This is a genomic window from Congregibacter litoralis KT71, assembly GCF_000153125.2.
GTDB lineage: Bacteria > Pseudomonadota > Gammaproteobacteria > Pseudomonadales > Halieaceae > Congregibacter > Congregibacter litoralis.
Window position 1 is genome coordinate 2,388,458 of sequence record NZ_CM002299.1, and the last position, 19,201, is coordinate 2,407,658.

Here is a 19,201-nt window from a genome sequence, read left to right on the forward strand (position 1 = left end):
GCTCAGTGCGCTGATTTACCGTAACGCCTCTGAATAACCTATCTGTTAGTTCCATGCCTGCGCCCCGATGGCTCTTAAACTTCGCTACAGGTAGAAAGTCTAGAACCCCTAAAAGGCGGCTGCTCTATCCTGCTGAGCTACAGGCGGGTGGAGACCGCAGTTTAGCGGAAACTCCCCAGGCACCCCAGCCTCAAAGAACGCTTTTCGCGCCCCACGAGCAATGCGATACTCAAAGCTTCAGCAAAAGAGGTAGCAGCGATGAGCGACATGGATCTCGAAATTGCCCCCTATCTGGCCCTGATGGTCAATAAGGAAGGCGAAGACATCTATTTCCACTCGGGTGCAAAAATACTCATCAAAGGCCCCTTCGGCTTTGCCTGGCTCGGTGAGCAGCTGCAGCCAGGACAGGTAGACCACATTTTTCGGAGCATCGCCTCCGACAAAAAGATCATGGAGTTTGAGGAACACGGCGAGGTGGACTTCAGCCTCGGCGTTCCTAATCTGGGACGCTTCCGTGGCTCTGCTTTCCGCCAGCGCGGCGAGACCTCCCTGGTGTTTCGCTACGTGCGCAACGATATCCCCACGGTGGAGGAACTGGGACTACCCACCGTACTCAACGACCTGGTGATGGAAAAAAATGGTCTTGTCGTCGTGGTCGGTGCCACGGGTTCGGGTAAATCGACATCCCTTGCCGCGATGATTGATCATCGCAATACAAATGCGGCGGGGCATATTCTCACGCTGGAAGATCCCATCGAATATCTCCATAACCACAAACGCTCCGTGGTCGCCCAGCGGGAGATTGGCGTCGACACGGAAAGCTATAGCACCGGTATACGCTCAGCGATGCGCTCCGCCCCCAACGTGATTCTCCTGGGGGAGATCCGCGACCACGAGACCATGGAATTTGGCCTCAAGTTCGCGAACACGGGTCACCTGTGTCTGACCACGCTTCACGCCAACAACGCGGTTTCTGCGCTTGAACGAATGATGACTTTTTTCCCGCCGGAAGATCAGGCCAACGAGGTGGTCAGAATCGCCCAGAACCTCCGGGGCATCATCTCCCAGCGACTGGTGCCCACCATAGACGGGGGCAAGTGCGCGGCCATGGAAGTCCTGGTAAACACTCCTCGCGTGCAGGACCTGATCACCAAGCAGGACCTTACGGAGCTACGCAACACCATTGAGCAGGGCAGCAAATACCAGATGCGTACCTTTGATCAGGCGCTCATTGCACTCTACGAAAAAGGCACTATTTCTGCGGAGACCGCTGTTGAGTACTCAGATTCCAAGAACAATGTGTCCCTGCATATTCGCCTGAATAAGGGCGACGCTTTTGACAACGTTGATCTGGAGCTCGATGAAATAGATCGTCGCTAGGAAGCGTGCTCCCGGCCCCTGCCGGGGCCTGGGAACCTCTTTTGACCTCCAGAATCCATGGAGAAGTGTATTCAGAGCTAATCCAGCCGACGTCAGGCTGGGGGCTAGCTCAGATCCAGACCAATCTTCCCAAAATGCTGACCACTTTCCTGATAGCGGAAGGCTTCGGTCAGCTCCTTGAGCTGAAAACTGCGATCCAGCACAGGACGCAATTCCCAGTCCTCAAAGGCTTTGGTCATATTGGCCTGATGCTGTCGGGAACCCACGGTAATTCCCGACATGGTCGCATTGCGCTGAAAAAATTCCGCCAGGGGCACATCGCCGGAAATTCCCGTTAACACCCCAATCATGCTGATGGCACCGCCAACACGAAGGGCCCGCACGGACTGGGTTACCGTGCCGGGGCCGCCCACCTCGACAACGAGGCTGACACCGCCGGTCAGCTCTGCCGCCCGACGGCCCCACTCCGGCTCCTCGCGGTAGTTGATAACCTCATCAGCGCCCAGTTCCTTGAGCTTCTGGAGCTTGGCTTCGCTCGAAGACGTCGCCAGGACTTTGCAACCAAGATGCCTGGCAATCTGCATAGCAAAAATACTGACACCCCCGGTGCCCTGCACAAGGACCCACTCCCCCTCTTGCAGACTCGTCTCCTCTACCAGCGCCCGCCATGCTGTCAGACCAGCGCAAGGCAGAGTCGCGGCCTCTGCAAAGCTCATATGCCCGGGCATGGGAGAAAATGCGCTGGCGGCCATGGTGACGGTCTCACTGGCAAAGCCATCGACATGGTCCCCGGGCACTCCGAGAAGCCCCTCCAGAGTCGCACCGCCGTCCTCCCAGTTAGGAAAAAAACAGCTCATCACGCGATCACCCACAGCATAATCCGTGACCCCTTCACCCACTGCTGTCACCTCACCGGCGCCGTCGGACATGGGTATTCGGTGGTCGTCCACGGGCAGGAGCCCCGCCGCTACCAGATAGTCGTGATAGTTGAGAGAACTCGCCTGTACCCGTACCTGAACTTCGCCGGCATCGGGAGCCCGGGGTTCAGTCTCACCCAGGGTGAGGCCGTCCAGGCCGCCGGATTTTGTGACATAGATGTGTTGCATGCCTGTCTCCTGCGTTTGCATGTGAGATAAGAAATTTTCGCCCGCTTTCCCGCTACCGCGCAGAGCGCCTAGGACAGTTTGAGTTTCAGCGTATCCCGGGCTTCCCTTAACAGCGCTTCCTGAAAGTCAGGATGGGCAATGGCAATAAGATCCTTTGCCCGTTGCCCCAGGGATCGCCCCCGCAGCTCCGCCACGCCAAACTCCGTGACAACATAATCGACCTGAGCACGGGTGGTGACCACGCCGGCGCCCGCTGCAAGAGTTGTTACCAGTCGCGAGAGCGCGCCTTTCTGCGCCGTACTGGGAAGAGCAATGATCGATTTGCCGTGCTCCGAATAGGTCGCTCCTAGAACAAAATCCACCTGCCCTCCCACGCCGGAATAGATCTGATGACCGATGGAATCAGCGCAGACCTGACCCGAGAGGTCGATCTGCAGGGCACTGTTGATGGAGGTTACCCTGGAATTCTTGGCGATCACCGTCGGATTGTTTACAAACTCGATATCGAGAAAAGTCACTTCCGGGTTGTCATGGACATGGGCATAGAGTGCATCGCTGCCCATGGTAAATCCGGTGACACTTCTGCCCGTGGCAATCTTCTTTCTGGCGTTGTTAATGACGCCGGATTCCAGGAGGGGTAGCACGCCGTCGGAAAACATTTCTGTGTGCACACCCAGGTCCTTATGGTCTCCCAGACAGCGCAGTGCTGCATCGGGGATCGCACCAATACCCATCTGCAAACAGGCGCCGTCATCCACGAGGCTGGCGACATTTGCCCCGATGCGGCTTTCTGTATCCGTACTGCCTTTGCTCACCACGTTGATCAGGGGCTCGGACTGCTGAAAGGCGCTATGTATATCCCGCACGTTAACGAAGCTGTCGCCATGGGTCCGCGGCATCAGGGGGTTAATGTGGGCGACAATCCTGCCCGCGACGTCGCAGGCCGCCTTCGTGGCTTCCACGGAAATCCCAAGGGAGCAATTGCCGTGGCGATCCGGGGGAGAAACCTGAATCAATGCCGTGTCCACCCGCTGCTCGCCCTTCCGAAACAGCTTGGGGATCTCCGAGAGGAACATCGGTACGTAGTCAGCACGGCCGTCGTTAATGAGTTTTCGCGTTTCCCGTCCTGCAAAAAAGCAGCGATGACGCAGATGACCCTCCAGGGCCGGCGCCGTGACCTGATCCGCGTGCTCCAGGTGCAATTGCATCAGGGTAACGTCCTTGCAGGAGGTGGCGTGTTCCGCCAGGGCATCCAGCAGGAGCACCGGCGTAGCCGCCATGGAGTGAGACCAAATGTACTCGCCACTCTGAATCCCGCCTACGGCTTCCAGGGCGCTATCGCAGTACTTCATGGGACCAGCTTCCGAAAGAAAGTGCACCGAGTCTAGCCTTCGACGCGCGCTTACCGCAACGGATTCCGCTAGGGCGTCGCCCGCATAGTCAGGCCGATGCTGAACATCAGATGGGTAAGCACTGCGATGAACGTCAACCAGCTTCGCATACGCGTGTACCAATCAGCCCGATGGGGAAGCTGACGCTCATACCAGAGGAGGGCAAGGTGTCCCAGCATCAGCAGCAGGGCTGCCAAAAGCGGCTGTGCTGTCAGCATCGCCAGCACAGCGAAGAGCACAATACCATTGCTGATGAGAATAGCTGCGCCCTGCCCCGCCGCGGGCTCGGGAAGGGTTTCACCCCACAAGGTGCCGCCCAGAAAACACAGAATAGCTGTGGAATATAAAAGAAAGCTGCGCTGGGACAGGGCCAGGAGCAGGTCGTCGAGAAACATTACCCCGAGGGATGCAACGATAAAGGGTATCAACCCGGCGACACCCAGGGCCTGCATCAAACGCATGGACATCAGGCGGAGGGGGCCAGGCGTTCGATGCTCAGCACGATTTCACCGACGCGAAAACCGAACTTTCGCATTTGCGATTCGTTGATAAGGACGTCGGGGGTGAGAAGATACATGCGATCGTCAATCTTGAGATTGATGGTGCCGTCGCCGTAGGGCACCTGGAGCACGTAGTCGAGAAACATCGCGTTCCCCGCCACACTGGCACGCCCCTCGCCTACCACATCGCCGGCGGTAGCAACGTACTGCCCATTACCCGCTGGCGTCAAAGTCCATACCCGCCGACTCTCTTCGCCATCGTCAAACAGGAAATCTTCTTCCAGGGTACCGATGCCGTCGGTCCAGTAGGCATTGATGTCTGCCGTGAAACGACGGATAACCCTGCCGCCGCGATCTTTGAGAACGCCGCGGGCAACCAGCGGCCCGTCGAAGAACTGCTCCGGCTCAAACCTGGGCTCTTCCCCCGCATAGTCCTCAACAGAGATGCTGCCGCAAGCCGTCAGCATCACTGACAGCGCAAGCAACAATACAGTCCGGGTAACACGCATACACACATCCAAATACCTTGATGGGAAACATTACGCAGGGGGCCTCCGGGGGGATCACGTGGCACCCCGGGGGAAACCAATCGTTACGGCTGCGGCGCATATCGCAGGCAAAAAAAACCCGACCAAAAGGTCGGGTTAAAAAATACAGCCATCTGGGGGAGAGATGGTGTTTGCCGCAACGCTTGCGCGTTACTGGAGCTTGATACGCCCCCCCGAATGCGATCGGATCACCCGATCAGAAAAAAGTTTACAGCGACACCGTCCGGCTTACCGCCTGGGTGCCGTAAGCACAGGTCTCGCTGTTACTGAAGCTTTCCAGGCGACTGTGGGCGATATCCCTATCGCCGGAAGACACACCAAAGAGCAGGCCGTCGATATAACCCAGGGCCTTGGCGTAAATCACATCAACCTGTGCATCGGAAAGATCGCCAACGGCCTCATCAAAGCGTGCGTTGAACTGCTCTTCATTAAGATAGCCCAGGGCATCGTCGGCAAGAACGCAACCCAGGTGCTCTGCGGCGCTGAGTTCAACCGAGCTCAGGGTGAGAGCCTGGGCCGGCAGGCTGACGATCGCTGCGACTAAGGCTGAAAAAACTACATTGTGGAGTTTCATAACGAAAAGACCAAAAGTTTGAATGCGTGCACCATAACGGTGAAATATGACACTTATGTGTCACAAAAATGACAACTAGATGACATCAAGGTGACTATCAAATGACAAAAGCGCGACCGAAAAGTGACAGTAAACATGAGTGAGAATCATTTTTTGCCACGGTGGAAATTCAGCCGCTGTGCGTCAGGCGTTAACGGCTATTGCAAGGCTCCATGTGCTGACATTGTCAGACCTCAGCGACTTCCGATTGCCGCGCGTATCTCATCGAGAATACTCGGATCATCAATGGTCGCGGGCACCTTAAACGGCTGTCCGTCGGCGATATCGCGCATGGTGCGGCGCAGAATCTTCCCCGAACGGGTTTTTGGCAATCGTTTGACGATGTAGCACTGCTTAAAGGCCGCAACGGGACCAATAGCCTCCCGGACAGAGGCAACGACCTCCGAGACAATATCCCCGTCAGGGCGGGACACACCGTCGGAAAGGACGATCAACCCCAGGGGCAGCTGCCCCTTGAGGGCATCCGCCACACCGATAACCGCACACTCAGCAACATCCGGATGCGCAGCCAGAACCTCCTCCATGGCGCCGGTGGACAGGCGATGACCGGCGACGTTAATGACATCATCGGTTCTCGCCATGACGAACACGTAGCCATTGTCATCGATGTAGCCCGCGTCTCCCGTCTCGTAAAAGCCGGGGAAGCGTGAGAAATAGGCGCTCTCAAAACGCTCGTCGGCATTCCACAGCGTCGTAAAGGTGCCCGGCGGCAGGGGCAGGCGTATAGCGAGAGCTCCAATAATGTTCGCCTCTACAAGTTCGCCCTGCTCATCGAGAACCACCACGTCATAGCCCGGCACCGCCCGTGCCGGTGATCCGGGTACTACCGGCAAGGCTTCCAAACCCAGACAGTTTGCACAGATGGGCCAGCCCGTCTCTGTCTGCCACCAGTGGTCAATCACCGGTACGGACAGTTGCTCCTCCGCCCAGTGAAGCGTGTCGGGATCACAGCGCTCTCCTGCGAGGAACAGAGCTTTTAGACCCGTGAGATCGTAATCAGCCATGAGCTGTGCATGGGGGTCTTCCTTTCGGATAGCCCGAAAAGCCGTGGGCGCCGTGAACAACACGCGAACATTGTGCTCCTCTATAACCCGCCAGTAAGCCCCGGCATCCGGTGTACCCACGGGTTTACCTTCGTAGAGCAGTGTCGTGTTACCACTGAAGAGCGGGCCGTAAACGATGTAACTGTGCCCTACAACCCAGCCCACGTCGGAGGCCGCCCAGAAGACCTCTCCCGGCGACACGTTGTAGATACTTTTCATACTCCACTTCAGGGCAACGATGCCGCCGGCAGTATCGCGGACGACGCCTTTGGGTTGCCCCGTGGTGCCCGATGTGTAGAGGATGTAGAGGGGATGATTTGCCGGCACAGGCACACAATCATGAAGGGGAGCATCCGGCACCACATCGTGCCAGGCAAGATCCCTCCCCTCGACCATGGCTGCCTCAAGCTCCGGACGATGGACCACGATGCAACAATCGGGCTTGTGCGCCGCCTGATCAATAGCATCGTCCAGGAGGGGCTTGTAGGCGACAACGCGGCTGGGTTCGATACCGCAGGACGCCGAGAGAATCAGCCTGGGTGTGGCATCATCGATGCGCACAGCGAGCTCATGGCTGGCGAAGCCCCCGAACACCACGGAGTGCACGGCGCCGAGACGCGCACAGGCAAGCATGCCAATAACCGCTTCCGGAATCATGGGCATGTAAATCAGCACACGATCCCCTATGGACACACCCTGCGCAGCCATAGCACCGGCGCACCGGGCCACGGCCTCAAGCAACTGTGCATAGCTATAGCTACTTTTGTGGTTTGTCACGGGACTGTCGGCAATGAGCGCAAGCTGATCCCCGCGGCCCTGGGACACGTGTAAATCCAGCGCGTTGTAGCAGGCGTTAGTTACGCCGTCGGGGTACCAGCGATAGAACGGCGGACGAGACTCATCCAACAGTCGTGAGGGTGCCTCATACCAATAGATATTTTGCGCTTCCGACATCCAGTCAACAGTTACTGTCATAGGGGTAAAGTCCTTCCCGCAGCCTTTAGCAAAGCCTAGCTATCCCGCCGGGCCGCCGCTATTGGACAATGGTAGTAAGCGCTTTTAGGAAACGCCGTCCGATGCTCAGGAGACCGCCCGATGTCGGCGAATCCAATCGAGTAGCTGCGCCGTCGAAGGGTCCAGTTCGCTCTCTCCCCCTCCCGGCGCCGGTTTTACGGCACCGTTGATGAGAGGCAGGAGCTCGCTGGCCAGTTGCTTACCCAGCTCCACGCCCCATTGGTCAAAGGAGTTGATGCCCCAGATGACGCCCTGCACAAAGATTTTATGCTCGTACAGCGCCACGAGTGCCCCGAGACTTTCGGCGGTAAGGCGCTCCATAAGAATTGTATTGCTGGGTCGATCACCCTCAAATACTTTATGGGGAGCGAGGGCCTCTGCAGCGGCGGCATCCATGCCCTGGGCGACCAGCTCCCTACGTACCTGATCCAGAGACTTACCGCACATCAACGCCCGGGGCTGGGCCAGCAGATTTGCAAGAAGCTTGGGATGATGATCACCTAGTTCCCCTTGAGAGTTCACCGCAGCGATAAAGTCACAGGACACCAGGTCCGTACCTTGATGAAGCAGTTGGTAAAAAGCGTGTTGTCCGTTGGTACCCGCCTCGCCGAAAATCACCGGCCCTGTTTTCAGGGCACTCCAGTGGCCATTCAGACAGGCCGATTTACCGTTGGACTCCATGTCGGCCTGTTGCAGGTAAGCGGGCAGCCGGTGCAGGTGCTGGTCATAGGGAAGAATCGCGTGTACACCGATATCCTCCAGGTTTCGGTTCCAGATACCGATGAGCGCCAACAGCACCGGCATATTGTCGCCAGGAGCCGCATGACGAAAGTGCTCGTCCATCGCAAAAGCCCCACCGAGAAGCTCAAGGAAGTGAGACCTGCCCACCTGGAGCGCAATAGACAGACCGATGGAAGACCACAGGGAGTAACGCCCCCCCACCCAGTCCCAAAAGCCAAAGGTGTTTTCCGGCGCGATACCAAAGGCCGCCACAGCCTCTTGATTGGTCGACAGCGCCACAAAATGATCCCTTACGCCCTCGCGGCTGCCGCCTTGAGCAAGAAACCAGTCCAGGGCGCTCTGGGCATTGGTCATGGTTTCCTGGGTGCTGAAGGTTTTGGACGCCACGATAAACAGCGTTGTCTCGGGGTCCAGCTGTACGAGGGTGTCACCCAGGTGCTGCCCGTCCACGTTGGAGACAAAGAAGCTTCTCCGCCCGGCAATCCAATAGGGTCGTAAGCCCTCAACGATCATTACGGGCCCCAGGTCAGAACCACCGATGCCGATATTGACCACGGTGGTGAGAGGTTTACCCGTCGCGCCCACACGCTTGGCGTTGTGAATATCATCGACGAAGGACAACATGCGATCCCTTTCGCGGGTAGCGACGGCGCAGACATCCTCGCCATCAATCAGCAGTTCCCGTCCCGAGCGATCCCGCAGTACCGTGTGCAGAACCGCTCGATCCTCCGTGGCATTGATACGATCACCGCGGAACATCGCAGCAATGCGTTCGGGCACGTCGCAGGCATCCGCCAACTTAAGGAGCAGGTCCACCGCAGTGCGCGATACGTGGTTCTTCGAGTAATCAAGATAGAGCCCGGCCGCCTCCAAAGAAAAATCCCGGGCCCGCTCTGCATCGACATCAAAGAGTTCCAGCGTGGGCACATCGGCAAGCGCCTCCTGTTCCAAACGCAAGGCATCCCAAATCACCTCGCCGCTCTCTTTAACCCTCGCCTCGCTACTCATAACGCTCCGCTCGTCTATCTGCTTTACTTCCCCTCATGATAAACCCCATGGGCGGCAAATATGAGCGCCGGGAAGAACATCACAGGCGCAGACCTCAAGCCTGAGAGAACATCTTATCGCTCTGCAGCGCGGGCGTAGCCCTACCGCATGACTTTGCTTACAATCAGGCACAGTACAACAACAAGAGATGTCACCCATGAACGCACCGGCACCTGCCTCCCCGAAAATACCCGAGCACGATCCAGAACAGGTCAAGGTAGACCCCTACTCCGTACCCCTGGAAAAGCTTGACGTGTCCAACCCCTATCTTTTCGAAGCGGATGTCCATTGGCCCTGGTTCAAACGCCTTCGCGACGAGGCGCCGGTGCACTTCTGCGCCGAGAGCGAGTTCGGGCCCTACTGGTCCATAACGCGCTACGAAGACATCATGACGGTAGACACGTCGCACAAGATCTTCTCCTCGGAACCGGCGATCACCATCCGCGATCAGGACGATGATTTTCAGCTGCCCATGTTTATTGCCATGGACCGGCCGAAGCACGATGTACAGCGCAAGACCGTGAGCCCTACGGTAGGGGGCGAAGCGCTGCGGGAATTTGAACCCATCATCCGCGAGCGCACCCGCGATGTGCTGGACAATCTGCCCGTGGGTGAGCCCTTCAACTGGGTGGAGCGAGTCTCCATCGAGCTCACCACGCGGATGCTGGCGACCCTATTCAACTTTCCCTATGAGGAGCGGAGCAAGCTCACCTGGTGGTCTGACATGACCACAACCCTCCCCGGGCAGGGCATGGTCGAGACCGAGGACGAGTGGAAGCAGGAAATGCTGGGCTGCCTGGAGTACTTTATTGGCCTCTGGAACCAGCGGGCAAAGGAGCCCCCCTCAAACGATTTTATTTCCCGTCTTGTCCACGGCGAGCAGACCAAGGACATGGAACCCATGGAGTATCTGGGCAATCTGCTGCTGCTGATTGTGGGTGGTAATGACACGACGCGCAGTACCATGAGCTCCAGCGTGCTCTGCCTGGACCGCCATCCCGAGCAGTTTGCCGACATGAAGAAGAATCCCGACCTGATCCCCGACATGGTGTCCGAGACCATCCGCTGGCAGACGCCTCTGGCGCACATGCGCCGCACAGCTCTCGAAGATACCGAACTGGGTGGTCAGCAGATCAAGAAAGGCGACAAGGTTGTGATGTGGTATGTATCGGGCAATCGTGACGAACGCTTCTTTGATAATCCCGATGCCTACGATATTCATCGCGAGAATCTGCGCAAGCACCTCTCCTTTGGTTTTGGCATCCACCGCTGCATGGGTAACAAGCTGGCGGAAATGCAGTTGCACACGCTCTGGGAAGAGATTCTCGAGCGCTTCGACCGCATAGAGGTCGTTGGCGAGCCCGAGCGGACCTTGTCAGTGTTTGTCAAAGGCTATAAATCACTGAACGTTATTCTGCACCCCAAAAGCGCCTGAGCACTCATTAGCCAAGGCGAAACCGCGGGCCCTGAGGGCTCGCGGTTTTTTTTGCTTCGCATTTAGAAGAGCCTGGTGATCGTGCGTTTGGCATGGCGTGGACGCTGCCGGAGGATAAATCACAGGCAAAAAAAAGGCGGCCCGAAGGCCGCCAGAACACTCACTTCAGAGTTACTTTAGAGTGAACCTTCAACAGTCCAACCAGCCCACCAGGGATCTGAACCGTCAGGGTTCACGGCACCGCTGTAATCCGTGGGATCAAAGAAGTCCGGATCGAAGTCCTGGGGATCACCACCAGACACGCTGGGCAGCGCGAAGGAGCCACCGATGGCGTCCCAATCGATTGGGGTGAGGCCAGAGGCCGCCGCAGCCTGGGAGGACAGGATGTCATCCAACGCTGCCGCTTCTACAACCACAGAGCTGTTACCTACACTCGGCTCATTTGACAGTGTTCCACCCGCACCAGACTCATTTGCACAGTCCTGCACCCAGTTGTTGAACACCAGGGCGGTGTTGATGTTGGTCTCGGCGCCATCTTCGATCTGCGCACAGGTATCAAAGGTACCCGTCGCATCGTCGGCAACCGTGATCACCATATTGTGGAAGAAGCCACCGGTGCTGTCTTTGAAGCGCATGATGAAGGGAGAGTCGTCCGCCTGCTTGTCCGCGATCACCGTGGTGTTGACCACCGTGGGCTTGGACAACCATGCGAGAGAGCCTTCCGTATCCATCTCAAAGGCTTCACCGCTACCCTGGCCATGCTGCTTCACGAGCACATACTGCATGTTGCCCTGGAAGCCTTCATCCCAATCGACAGAGTCATCGTTAGCGTTCACGACCACCAGGTGCTTCACGTTGGCGGTACCGCCGTAGAACTCCACACCATCGTCCGTCGTCTCGTAGATCTGGATGAAGTCAAACTCCGTGCCGGAACCAACAGCATTCAAGCTCAGGGCGTTGATCTCGTCACCGTCAGAGTTAATGGCAACACCGTTCTCCGCAAGGATCACGTAGCGCATGACACCACTGTCGTCCGCAGGATTCTCACCACCGATGAAGCCCGCTTCGCCCTCACCATCAACGTTACAGGGTGTAGAGTCACAGGCATTGTGCGGAGCAAAACCACTGATCTGCACGCCGCCCCACTCGCCCGGTCCGACGATATCGTCGTCAACGGAAGAGAACACGATGGGCGCCATGGCCGTACCTACAGCGTTGATCTTGCTGCCGCGCGTAATGTGGAGCACAGAGGCCGCCAGGGGATCATCAGAGGGCAGGCCCACAACGGATACACCCGGAGCGATAGTCAGCGTTGCATTCACCAGAGAAGCACCACCCTGACAGGTCGTCGCGTCGGTCAGGAGGCAGTTACCGTTACCGATGTTCACCCGTCCATCCAGCTGATAGACATTACCGGCCGTCAGCGTCAGATCACTGAGATAGGTACCATTGAGACGGCATACACCAGCCTCAACTTCTTCCGTGCCTGCGGGGCAGCCTTCGACTACGGGAGGAATAGCGTTACCCGCACCGAAGTCCAGGGTCCAGCCGGCCCACCAGGGGTCAGATCCATCAGGATTCACCGCACCCATGTACGTCGTGGGCTCAAAGAAGCTCGCATCGAAGTCTTGAGGATCGCCGTCCGCCATGCTGGGCAAATCAAAGGCAGCGCCAATGGCATCCCAATCGATGGCCGTGATACCTGAGGCCGCAGGCGCCTGAGACGCCAGGATGTCATCCAGGGCCGCCGCTGCAATAACGACAGAATCGTTATCAACGGAGGGCTCATTGGACAGCATGCCACCCGCACCAGAGATGTTGGAGCAATCCTGGATCCAGTTATTGAACACCAGAGAGGTATTGATGTTGGCCTCGGCACCGTCTTCGATCTGTGCACAGGTGTCGAAAGTGCCCGTCGCATCGCCGGCAACAGTCATAACCATGTTGTGGAAGAATCCACCGGTGCTGTCCTTGAAGCGGGTGATGAAAGGCGAGTCGTCGGCCTGCTTATCAGCGATGACCGTGGTGTTTACTATTGTTGGCTTGGACAGCCAGGCGAGAGAGCCCTCGGTATCCATTTCAAACGCTTCACCGCTGCCGTCGCCGTGCTGCTTGACGAGAACAAACTGCATGTTGCCCTGATACCCTTCGTCCCAGTCAACGGAGTCATCGTTGGCATTGGAAACGACGAGGTGCTTGATGTTGGCTGTGCCTCCATAAAACTCCACACCGTCGTCCGATGTCTCGTGGATCTGAATGAAATCAAACTCCGTGCCAGAGCCCACGGCATTCAGGCTGAGACCATTGATCTCATCACCGTCGGAGTTAATGGCAACACCGTTTTCCGCAAGAACCACATAGCGCATCACGCCGCTGTTGTCCGCAGGATCATCACCACCTATAAAGCCTGCTTCGCCCTCACCGTCCACGTTACAGGGATCAGTGTCACAGGCGTTGTGGGGTGCGAAACCAGAAATCTGCACGCCGCCCCACTCGCCGGGTGTGGAAAAGTCCGGGTCAACGGAAGAGAAGATAATAGGCGCTGCAGCAGTACCCACAGCGTTAATGGAACTACCGCGGGTGATGTGGAGCACCGCCGCACTCAGGGGATCATCTGAAGGGAGACCCCGTACGCTGACACCGGGCTCAATGGTCAATGTCGCGTTGACCAGGGCATCACCGTTGTCACAGGTCGTAGCGTCTGCGAGGAGGCAGTTGCCGTTACCGATGTTAACCCGACCATCCAAATGATAAACGTTGCCCGCAGCCAGAGTCAGATCACTCGTATAGGTGCCGCTGAGCAAGCAGGTTCCTGAGGCCACCTCTTCGGTCCCCGTGGGACAGGCCGTGGGATCGGTACCGCCATTGCCGCCACCATTGCCACCGTCATCGCCGCCGTCACCGCCATCGCTACAGCTGCCATCGCCGTTGCAGACGTTGCCGCCGCCGGTATCAGTCGTTGGCGCTTCGATAATAATCGATGCGCTATCGCCCTCGGAGCAACCGGACAGGCCCACCAGGGCCCCGGAGGCTACGAGAGCTAATACAAACTGCTTGTTCATCACTATACTCCCTAGTGGATTTTATCGACCCGATTGGGTCCTCTAGTACTGCTTAGAATTCCCAGTCGAGTCCGATCTGGAAAGTAGTGCCCTTTTCATAGAACTGGAAAACTTCACCGCCCTGGGTGTATTCCACTTCCGCATCAAAAATGTTTTCGATACGCGCCTTCAGGGACGCCGTCTCTGAAATGTCGTAGCGATACACGAGATTCATTTCACCCCGCTCCTCCAGGAGCACATTGGGTAAGCCGAGAATTCCCACGTCGGCGATGGATTCACCGTTATGGTTGTAGAGAAGCGTCAGTTGATGTCCGCCGGGAACATTGTCGTAGCCGATGACAAAGTTTGCGGTGTATTCGGGCTGCCCCTGGAGTGCGCGGGCATCGCCACTGAGAAGCGTGACCTCAGACTCGATGTAAGCAGCGTTGAAGGACACAAAGAGCGTGTTGTTGTAATCATCCGTCAACAGGAACTCTTTCCGGCCCTCGACTTCAAATCCGTAAAGCTCCGCCGCTTCGGAATTCTGAAAGGTCCGGGAGTTACTGGCGGTTCCCGATGCGGCCTGATAAACACGCTCGATGGGGTCCGTCATGTCCTTGTAGAACACCGCCGCCGAAACATTGTCAGTATCGTTATCACCGAAATACCACTCCCAGCGAAGATCGGCGTTGAAAACGTCGGAGACCGTGAGATTGGGATTACCACGAACACGCACGTTGAATTCGTTATCGAAGAAAACCGCGTTAGAGGCTTCCTTGAAATCCGGTCTCGCCACGGTCTGGCTGATGGCCAGGCGCAACTGCTGGGTATCGGAGTAGAACCAGTTGATGCCCAGGGCCGGCAGGAAGCTGCCCTCGTCAACGATGCCCTGAACAGGGTTACCCGTTGTAAGGTCAAAGGTATCTGTCACCTGCTCGTACTGCTCGTACCGAGCGCCTGCAATCACTTCCCATACGCCGTCAAAGGTATGGTCGTACATGGCATAGATGCTGTTGTAATCCAGCTTCGCCTCGTATTCGTCCGATACCTGGGTACGCACCTGAAAGAGAAAGCCGGTCGTCGGACTGTCCTGAACACCGCCCTGGGTATTGTCTTCGCAGGTAACCGTTCCGGGCCCCTCGCCACAGACAAAAATATTGTCCGTCACCAGAACATTCGGCGACGCGCTCAGGGTGGCATCAGCGCCGTTGTTAAAGTAACCGTAGGTGGCACTGTCGGCGTCACGCTCGCGGTAGATAGCCTGGGCACCAAAGCGGAGCTGTCCAAAACTCGCACCGTCATCGTACAGATCCCAGGTAATATCAAAGGAGCCGTCGAAGTTGTTATCCGTCAGATCATCCCAGCGTTTGGAGGAGCTACCCGAGGAAAAGAAGAAACCGTTGAGGAGATCGCCCTGCTCGTCGTTGGGGCTGGAAAAATCGTAGCCCGCGCGTAAATCCGCCGGCTCTGTGAGATTCGCCTCGGCGTTAAAACGAACATCGGTTCGACCCGGCACATATCGGCGGGCCTGGCTGCCTGTAAACTGCCATTCGCCAAAGATAGATCCGTCTTCGTTTAAAAAGTGAGAGCCGACAATTTGCGTGGAGAAGAACTGTCGCTCTTCCCACTGACTCGTTGCCTGATACACCGAGCGAAACTCATCGCCCTCGCGACCTACGGAGCGTTCTACAAAACTCTCCGTCGAGCGGGACATCACATTGTTCCACTCAAAAGTGTTGTTGCCGATGTTGTAGCCGATGGACACAAGTCCGGAGATATCGATGTTCTGAGAATAGGACTCGTAACTCTGATCGTCCGCGACGATCCCGCTGGCGCTATAGGTCCGTCGAATACCGTTACCCCGCTGCGACCACTCATTGGAGTAGTTCACCGCCGCATAAAATCCGAGCTCACCCTCACCCAGGTAGAACAGGTCACCGTAGTTAACGCCGAGGCCGCCGTTAGGTGTGGTTTCGGAAAAATCGAGGTCCCAGTCCTGGGAAAGCAGTACACCGGCGGAGCGCTGAAGCTCTCGGAGAACGCTTTGCTGCAGCGTAAAGGTATTACCTTCATCATCGGTAAAAGTTCCGCCGTCGGACACAATGTCGCCGATGGTGGATACGAGAATATTTTCTTTTCTCGAGCCGTCGTCCCAGCCGATAAAATCGAAAGTGCCATCGGCGGGGTCAACAGCGACGGTGTTTCCGGTCAAGTCAGTCACGTAACCCAGGGACGCCGTAATGCTCCCCGCACGCTCGTCAGGAAAGGTCTTGGTGTTGATTACCAGATTACCGCCTGTGGACTCGCCTGGCATGAACGGCAGGAAGGTCTTCTTGATATCCAGCTGGTTAACGAAATTGGAGGGAAACAAATCCAGGGGAACCGTACGCTTGGTCGGGTTCGTCGACGGCATCGTGGCGTTGTTCAGGGTGGACGTGACGTAGCGTCCTCCGAGGCCACGGATAAAGACGTATTTGTCGTCCTGCACCGCAACGCCGGGCACGCGAATCACCGATGCGGCGACGTCGGAGTCCCCAAAGCGCGCGAGCTCCTCGACACCCAGGGTGTCGACAATCAGGTTGGTGTCCCGCTCCGACAGTTCAAAACCGCTGGCGTCGAAGGTTCCAAGGACAAAGACTTCCTCGATTTGCGGTGCGGCAATAGAAAAGCCTGCGTCAGCCTCGGGCAAATTAATTTGCACCCCGCGCGTTACGCCCCCGACCACGCGCACAGAGCGAGAGACACCGTTGGTGGTGACCCGATAGATACCGCGAGGAACCGTCTTGGTCGCAACACCCTGGGCATTGGTGGATACCCCCCCCTGGCCGTTGGAAATCACCACTAGCTGGCTGGCGGCGGCATCAGAGCCCTTGCGCACGGTAATCTGCAGCTCACCTGTGGGCACTTCCCGGCGGTCCGCCGTGGACTCTGTGCGGGAATACACCTCAACGATGGACTGATTGTCACCGCTTCCCAGATTGACGATCACATCGACAAGTTGCCCGGATGCGGAGGAAAAACGATCACGCTGCTTGGCACCGTCGGCGCTCGTAACGGTAAGCACCCGCTGCCCGCTGCCGGGGAGGTCGACAAACAGGGACCCATCCCGTCGAGTGACCCCGACGGCTTCGCCGTCAATGGCCACGGCGGCACCGGCGACGGCAGCGCCCTGATCGAACACATAGACAAGAAGTTCGTCCGCAGCCTTGGCTGGGTGAGTGAAGCACAGGAGGAACAGCAAAACTGGCAGAAAACGCCGGGCGCCAAACACTTGTGTCATTACGACCTCTAAGTCAGGAATTTTGACGTGGCGACACGCAGCTGCGCGCCAGCCATGAAAGCAATCCGCGCATCCTAGGGGCGTAATGTGACGCTTATGTTATCGAGATATGACAAATTTATGACAACGATCGGCGGGTCTTTTCACTGCCGAGCGGTCACAAAAACTTCAAAAAATTATCTTTTTTCTGCAATCAGGGACTTAGAGGATAGTCCGAGATTTTTTGGAGATCGATCTGGAGAGCGACCCCATGGAAAAATCGTCAAACATCAATACTGCGGAAAAACAGCGGCTCCGGGAGAGCATTGCGGAGCAGGTGCGCAATTTTCTCGAGGGCGGCGGCAACATCGACGTGGTAGAGCATACGCCCTCAAGAAACAGCGCTTATCGCGGCAGTATCTGGGATAACGCTGACCCAACGCCGCTGCTGGACTAGGGTAAGCGCCCCGGGCTGTCCTGCGGGGTTCTCCTTAATTTCCGGGGAGACTTATGTCGCCCCGGGCTATTCGGTAGAGCAAAATCGCTACACGCTGGGTCTGCTGGGGCAAGGTACGCAGGTCAGCGACTTCATCGACCGTGTGCCCGCCATCGCCCATGAGACCCAGGCCATCGAGCGCCGCGCTTACCCGACTAGCCACAAAGGAAATATCGGCCGCGCCCGCTCGCCGGGGATCCACAGCAGCGACCTTGCCATAACCCAGCGCTTCGCTGATCGCGCTGTAATGCTTCAGCAACTCATCATTGCCCGGACTGGGAGCCATGGGGGGATAACCGTGATTAAAATTCAGGGTCGCAGCGGTTTGGGAGAGATTGTCACCAGCAATGTCGCGCATCAGTTCCTCGGCGCGGGCGATTTGTGCAGGACTGATAGCGCGCAAACCGCCGCTGACCACCGCGGTTTGTGCGATGACGTTGTTTTTTCCAAAGACCTTACCCCGGGTGTTGCCCTCATCGTGGTCCATATCGGTACCCGCCATGACCAACCCGGGGTTAAAGGTGAGGTTGGGAATCGCCGACAAAGCCTTTCGCCAGCCGTCCAGGATACGGGCCGCTTCCAGGGCCGCCCCGAAACCAATGTCCTCACGGAAGATCTGTGAAGAATGCGCCGGCTTCCCGGTTACCGTCAGCTGCCACTCGCTGGAGCTGCGTCGGGCCGTCACCGCCGTACCCGGATCGCCGTCGCCATCTTCAAAACCCAGGGCGATATCCGCCCAGTCGGCGGCGGCAATGAGCTCGGCGTTTGCGACATCAAGGGGGCGTCCCCGGGATTCCTCGTCGCCCGTGAGAATCACGCGCAGTTGCAGTTCGTCGAGAACGCCGGCCGCATCCAGGGCCTTTGCGGCCTGCAGGATGATGACATCGCCGCCTTTCATGTCGGTGATGCCCGGCCCTGCGGCATGATGCTCATCGACACGCTGAAAGCGCTGAAAACTGCTGTCTTTTGCAAAAACCGTATCGATATGCCCGATGAGCAGTACCTTGGGCCCCCGGGACCCATGTTCGGCAAGGAGATGCCCTCCCCGACCAAAGGGCGCACCATCTACCCAGCGGGTGGCAAAACCCGCATCAGCAAAGGCTTTGGCAAACAGCTCGCCCACTTCTTTTACGCCCCCGGTGTTCATGGTCCCGCTATTAATATTCACCGCCTGTTCCAGCAGCGCCAGGGCTTCTTGTTCACCGCGATTCACGGCATCGCGAATAGCCGACTCTGTTTCATCCAGGGCATAGGCACTGGAAAGTAGGCTGATGAACAAAAAGATGCCGCACAATCCTCGAAAAGGCATAGGGGGAGTCCTTGTTGTCGATAGTAGATGGTGGATGAGTAATGCTTAATTGCGCAACGAACGCCATGGTGCCCTGAGTGCCCGGCGATCACAAATTCGCCCCGGGAGTACGCCAAACGGGGGTCACCGCCTAAATTGTGAATTCTTTATATCATTGCGACATACGCATGCTTGTATCCGTAACAAAAAAATAGTAGCGCAAAGGAATCATCTCTGCTTATATACAGACAAGCCCCTATGTAAAACATGAGAGGAAT

Annotated in this window: 13 protein-coding genes; 3 read left to right on the forward strand and 10 right to left on the reverse strand. The window is 57.2% G+C overall.

The features are described 5' to 3' along the window. Positions 1 to 258: 258 nt before the first annotated feature. The gene (locus tag KT71_RS10985; protein ID WP_008295332.1) at positions 259 to 1,380 is read left to right on the forward strand and encodes a PilT/PilU family type 4a pilus ATPase; all 1,122 of its coding nucleotides are present in this window, start codon (positions 259 to 261) and stop codon (positions 1,378 to 1,380) included. A 104-nt stretch (positions 1,381 to 1,484) separates the two neighbouring features. On the opposite strand, the gene KT71_RS10990 is transcribed toward KT71_RS10985, so the two are convergent. The 7 genes from KT71_RS10990 to pgi form a co-directional block, all read right to left on the reverse strand. Continuing rightward, complete coding sequence (locus KT71_RS10990) at positions 1,485 to 2,486, reverse strand: zinc-dependent alcohol dehydrogenase family protein (RefSeq protein ID WP_023659621.1); 1,002 nt, start codon at positions 2,484 to 2,486, stop codon at positions 1,485 to 1,487. 68 nt (positions 2,487 to 2,554) lie between these two features. Beyond that, the gene (locus tag KT71_RS10995) at positions 2,555 to 3,838 is read right to left on the reverse strand and encodes an acetyl-CoA hydrolase/transferase family protein (RefSeq protein ID WP_008295330.1); all 1,284 of its coding nucleotides are present in this window, start codon (positions 3,836 to 3,838) and stop codon (positions 2,555 to 2,557) included. Between the two features lie 68 nt (positions 3,839 to 3,906). Next, positions 3,907 to 4,344: a DUF3429 domain-containing protein gene (locus KT71_RS11000; RefSeq protein ID WP_008295329.1), complete on the reverse strand. Its 438-nt coding sequence runs from the start codon at positions 4,342 to 4,344 to the stop codon at positions 3,907 to 3,909. Further along, positions 4,344 to 4,862: a DUF3833 domain-containing protein gene (locus tag KT71_RS11005; RefSeq protein WP_238549416.1), complete on the reverse strand. Its 519-nt coding sequence runs from the start codon at positions 4,860 to 4,862 to the stop codon at positions 4,344 to 4,346. Before KT71_RS11005 ends, KT71_RS11000 begins: the two co-directional genes overlap by 1 nt. Before the next feature lie 271 nt (positions 4,863 to 5,133). Continuing rightward, entirely contained in the window at positions 5,134 to 5,499 is a 366-nt protein-coding gene (locus tag KT71_RS11010) for a hypothetical protein (RefSeq protein WP_008295327.1), read from the reverse strand. A gap of 233 nt (positions 5,500 to 5,732) precedes the next feature. Next, the gene (locus tag KT71_RS11015) at positions 5,733 to 7,577 is read right to left on the reverse strand and encodes a propionyl-CoA synthetase (protein ID WP_023659623.1); all 1,845 of its coding nucleotides are present in this window, start codon (positions 7,575 to 7,577) and stop codon (positions 5,733 to 5,735) included. A gap of 105 nt (positions 7,578 to 7,682) precedes the next feature. Further along, positions 7,683 to 9,365 carry a glucose-6-phosphate isomerase gene (gene pgi, locus KT71_RS11020; RefSeq protein WP_008295325.1) on the reverse strand — a complete coding sequence of 561 codons (1,683 nt, stop codon included), beginning with the start codon at positions 9,363 to 9,365 and terminating at the stop codon, positions 7,683 to 7,685. Between the two features lie 196 nt (positions 9,366 to 9,561). On the opposite strand from pgi, the gene KT71_RS11025 reads away from it, so the two are divergent. Beyond that, positions 9,562 to 10,839 (forward strand): cytochrome P450, encoded by a 1,278-nt coding sequence (locus tag KT71_RS11025; RefSeq protein WP_008295324.1) that lies wholly within the window; start codon positions 9,562 to 9,564, stop codon positions 10,837 to 10,839. A gap of 176 nt (positions 10,840 to 11,015) precedes the next feature. On the opposite strand, the gene KT71_RS11030 is transcribed toward KT71_RS11025, so the two are convergent. Both KT71_RS11030 and KT71_RS11035 read right to left on the reverse strand, forming a co-directional pair. After that, positions 11,016 to 13,901 (reverse strand): beta-helix domain-containing protein, encoded by a 2,886-nt coding sequence (locus KT71_RS11030; RefSeq protein WP_008295323.1) that lies wholly within the window; start codon positions 13,899 to 13,901, stop codon positions 11,016 to 11,018. 52 nt (positions 13,902 to 13,953) lie between these two features. Continuing rightward, positions 13,954 to 17,160: a TonB-dependent receptor domain-containing protein gene (locus tag KT71_RS11035; protein ID WP_008295322.1), complete on the reverse strand. Its 3,207-nt coding sequence runs from the start codon at positions 17,158 to 17,160 to the stop codon at positions 13,954 to 13,956. A gap of 250 nt (positions 17,161 to 17,410) precedes the next feature. On the opposite strand from KT71_RS11035, the gene KT71_RS11040 reads away from it, so the two are divergent. After that, entirely contained in the window at positions 17,411 to 17,596 is a 186-nt protein-coding gene (locus KT71_RS11040; protein ID WP_023659624.1) for a hypothetical protein, read from the forward strand. A 34-nt stretch (positions 17,597 to 17,630) separates the two neighbouring features. Here KT71_RS11040 and KT71_RS11045 read toward each other — a convergent pair whose 3' ends face one another. Continuing rightward, complete coding sequence (locus tag KT71_RS11045; protein ID WP_023659625.1) at positions 17,631 to 18,944, reverse strand: M20/M25/M40 family metallo-hydrolase; 1,314 nt, start codon at positions 18,942 to 18,944, stop codon at positions 17,631 to 17,633. Between the last annotated feature and the right edge of the window lie 257 nt (positions 18,945 to 19,201).

Bases quoted from the DNA above. Each gene is read 5' to 3' on its own strand.
- KT71_RS11035 (WP_008295322.1), bottom strand. From the start codon at position 17,160: ATGACACAAGTGTTTGGCGCCCGGCGTTTTCTGCCAGTTTTGCTGTTC.
- KT71_RS10995 (WP_008295330.1), bottom strand. From the start codon at position 3,838: ATGAAGTACTGCGATAGCGCCCTGGAAGCCGTAGGCGGGATTCAGAGT.
- pgi (WP_008295325.1), bottom strand. From the start codon at position 9,365: ATGAGTAGCGAGGCGAGGGTTAAAGAGAGCGGCGAGGTGATTTGGGAT.
- KT71_RS10985 (WP_008295332.1), top strand. From the start codon at position 259: ATGAGCGACATGGATCTCGAAATTGCCCCCTATCTGGCCCTGATGGTC.
- KT71_RS10990 (WP_023659621.1), bottom strand. From the start codon at position 2,486: ATGCAACACATCTATGTCACAAAATCCGGCGGCCTGGACGGCCTCACC.
- KT71_RS11010 (WP_008295327.1), bottom strand. From the start codon at position 5,499: ATGAAACTCCACAATGTAGTTTTTTCAGCCTTAGTCGCAGCGATCGTC.
- KT71_RS11045 (WP_023659625.1), bottom strand. From the start codon at position 18,944: ATGCCTTTTCGAGGATTGTGCGGCATCTTTTTGTTCATCAGCCTACTT.
- KT71_RS11025 (WP_008295324.1), top strand. From the start codon at position 9,562: ATGAACGCACCGGCACCTGCCTCCCCGAAAATACCCGAGCACGATCCA.
- KT71_RS11030 (WP_008295323.1), bottom strand. From the start codon at position 13,901: ATGAACAAGCAGTTTGTATTAGCTCTCGTAGCCTCCGGGGCCCTGGTG.
- KT71_RS11015 (WP_023659623.1), bottom strand. From the start codon at position 7,577: ATGACAGTAACTGTTGACTGGATGTCGGAAGCGCAAAATATCTATTGG.
- KT71_RS11040 (WP_023659624.1), top strand. From the start codon at position 17,411: ATGGAAAAATCGTCAAACATCAATACTGCGGAAAAACAGCGGCTCCGG.
- KT71_RS11000 (WP_008295329.1), bottom strand. From the start codon at position 4,344: ATGTCCATGCGTTTGATGCAGGCCCTGGGTGTCGCCGGGTTGATACCC.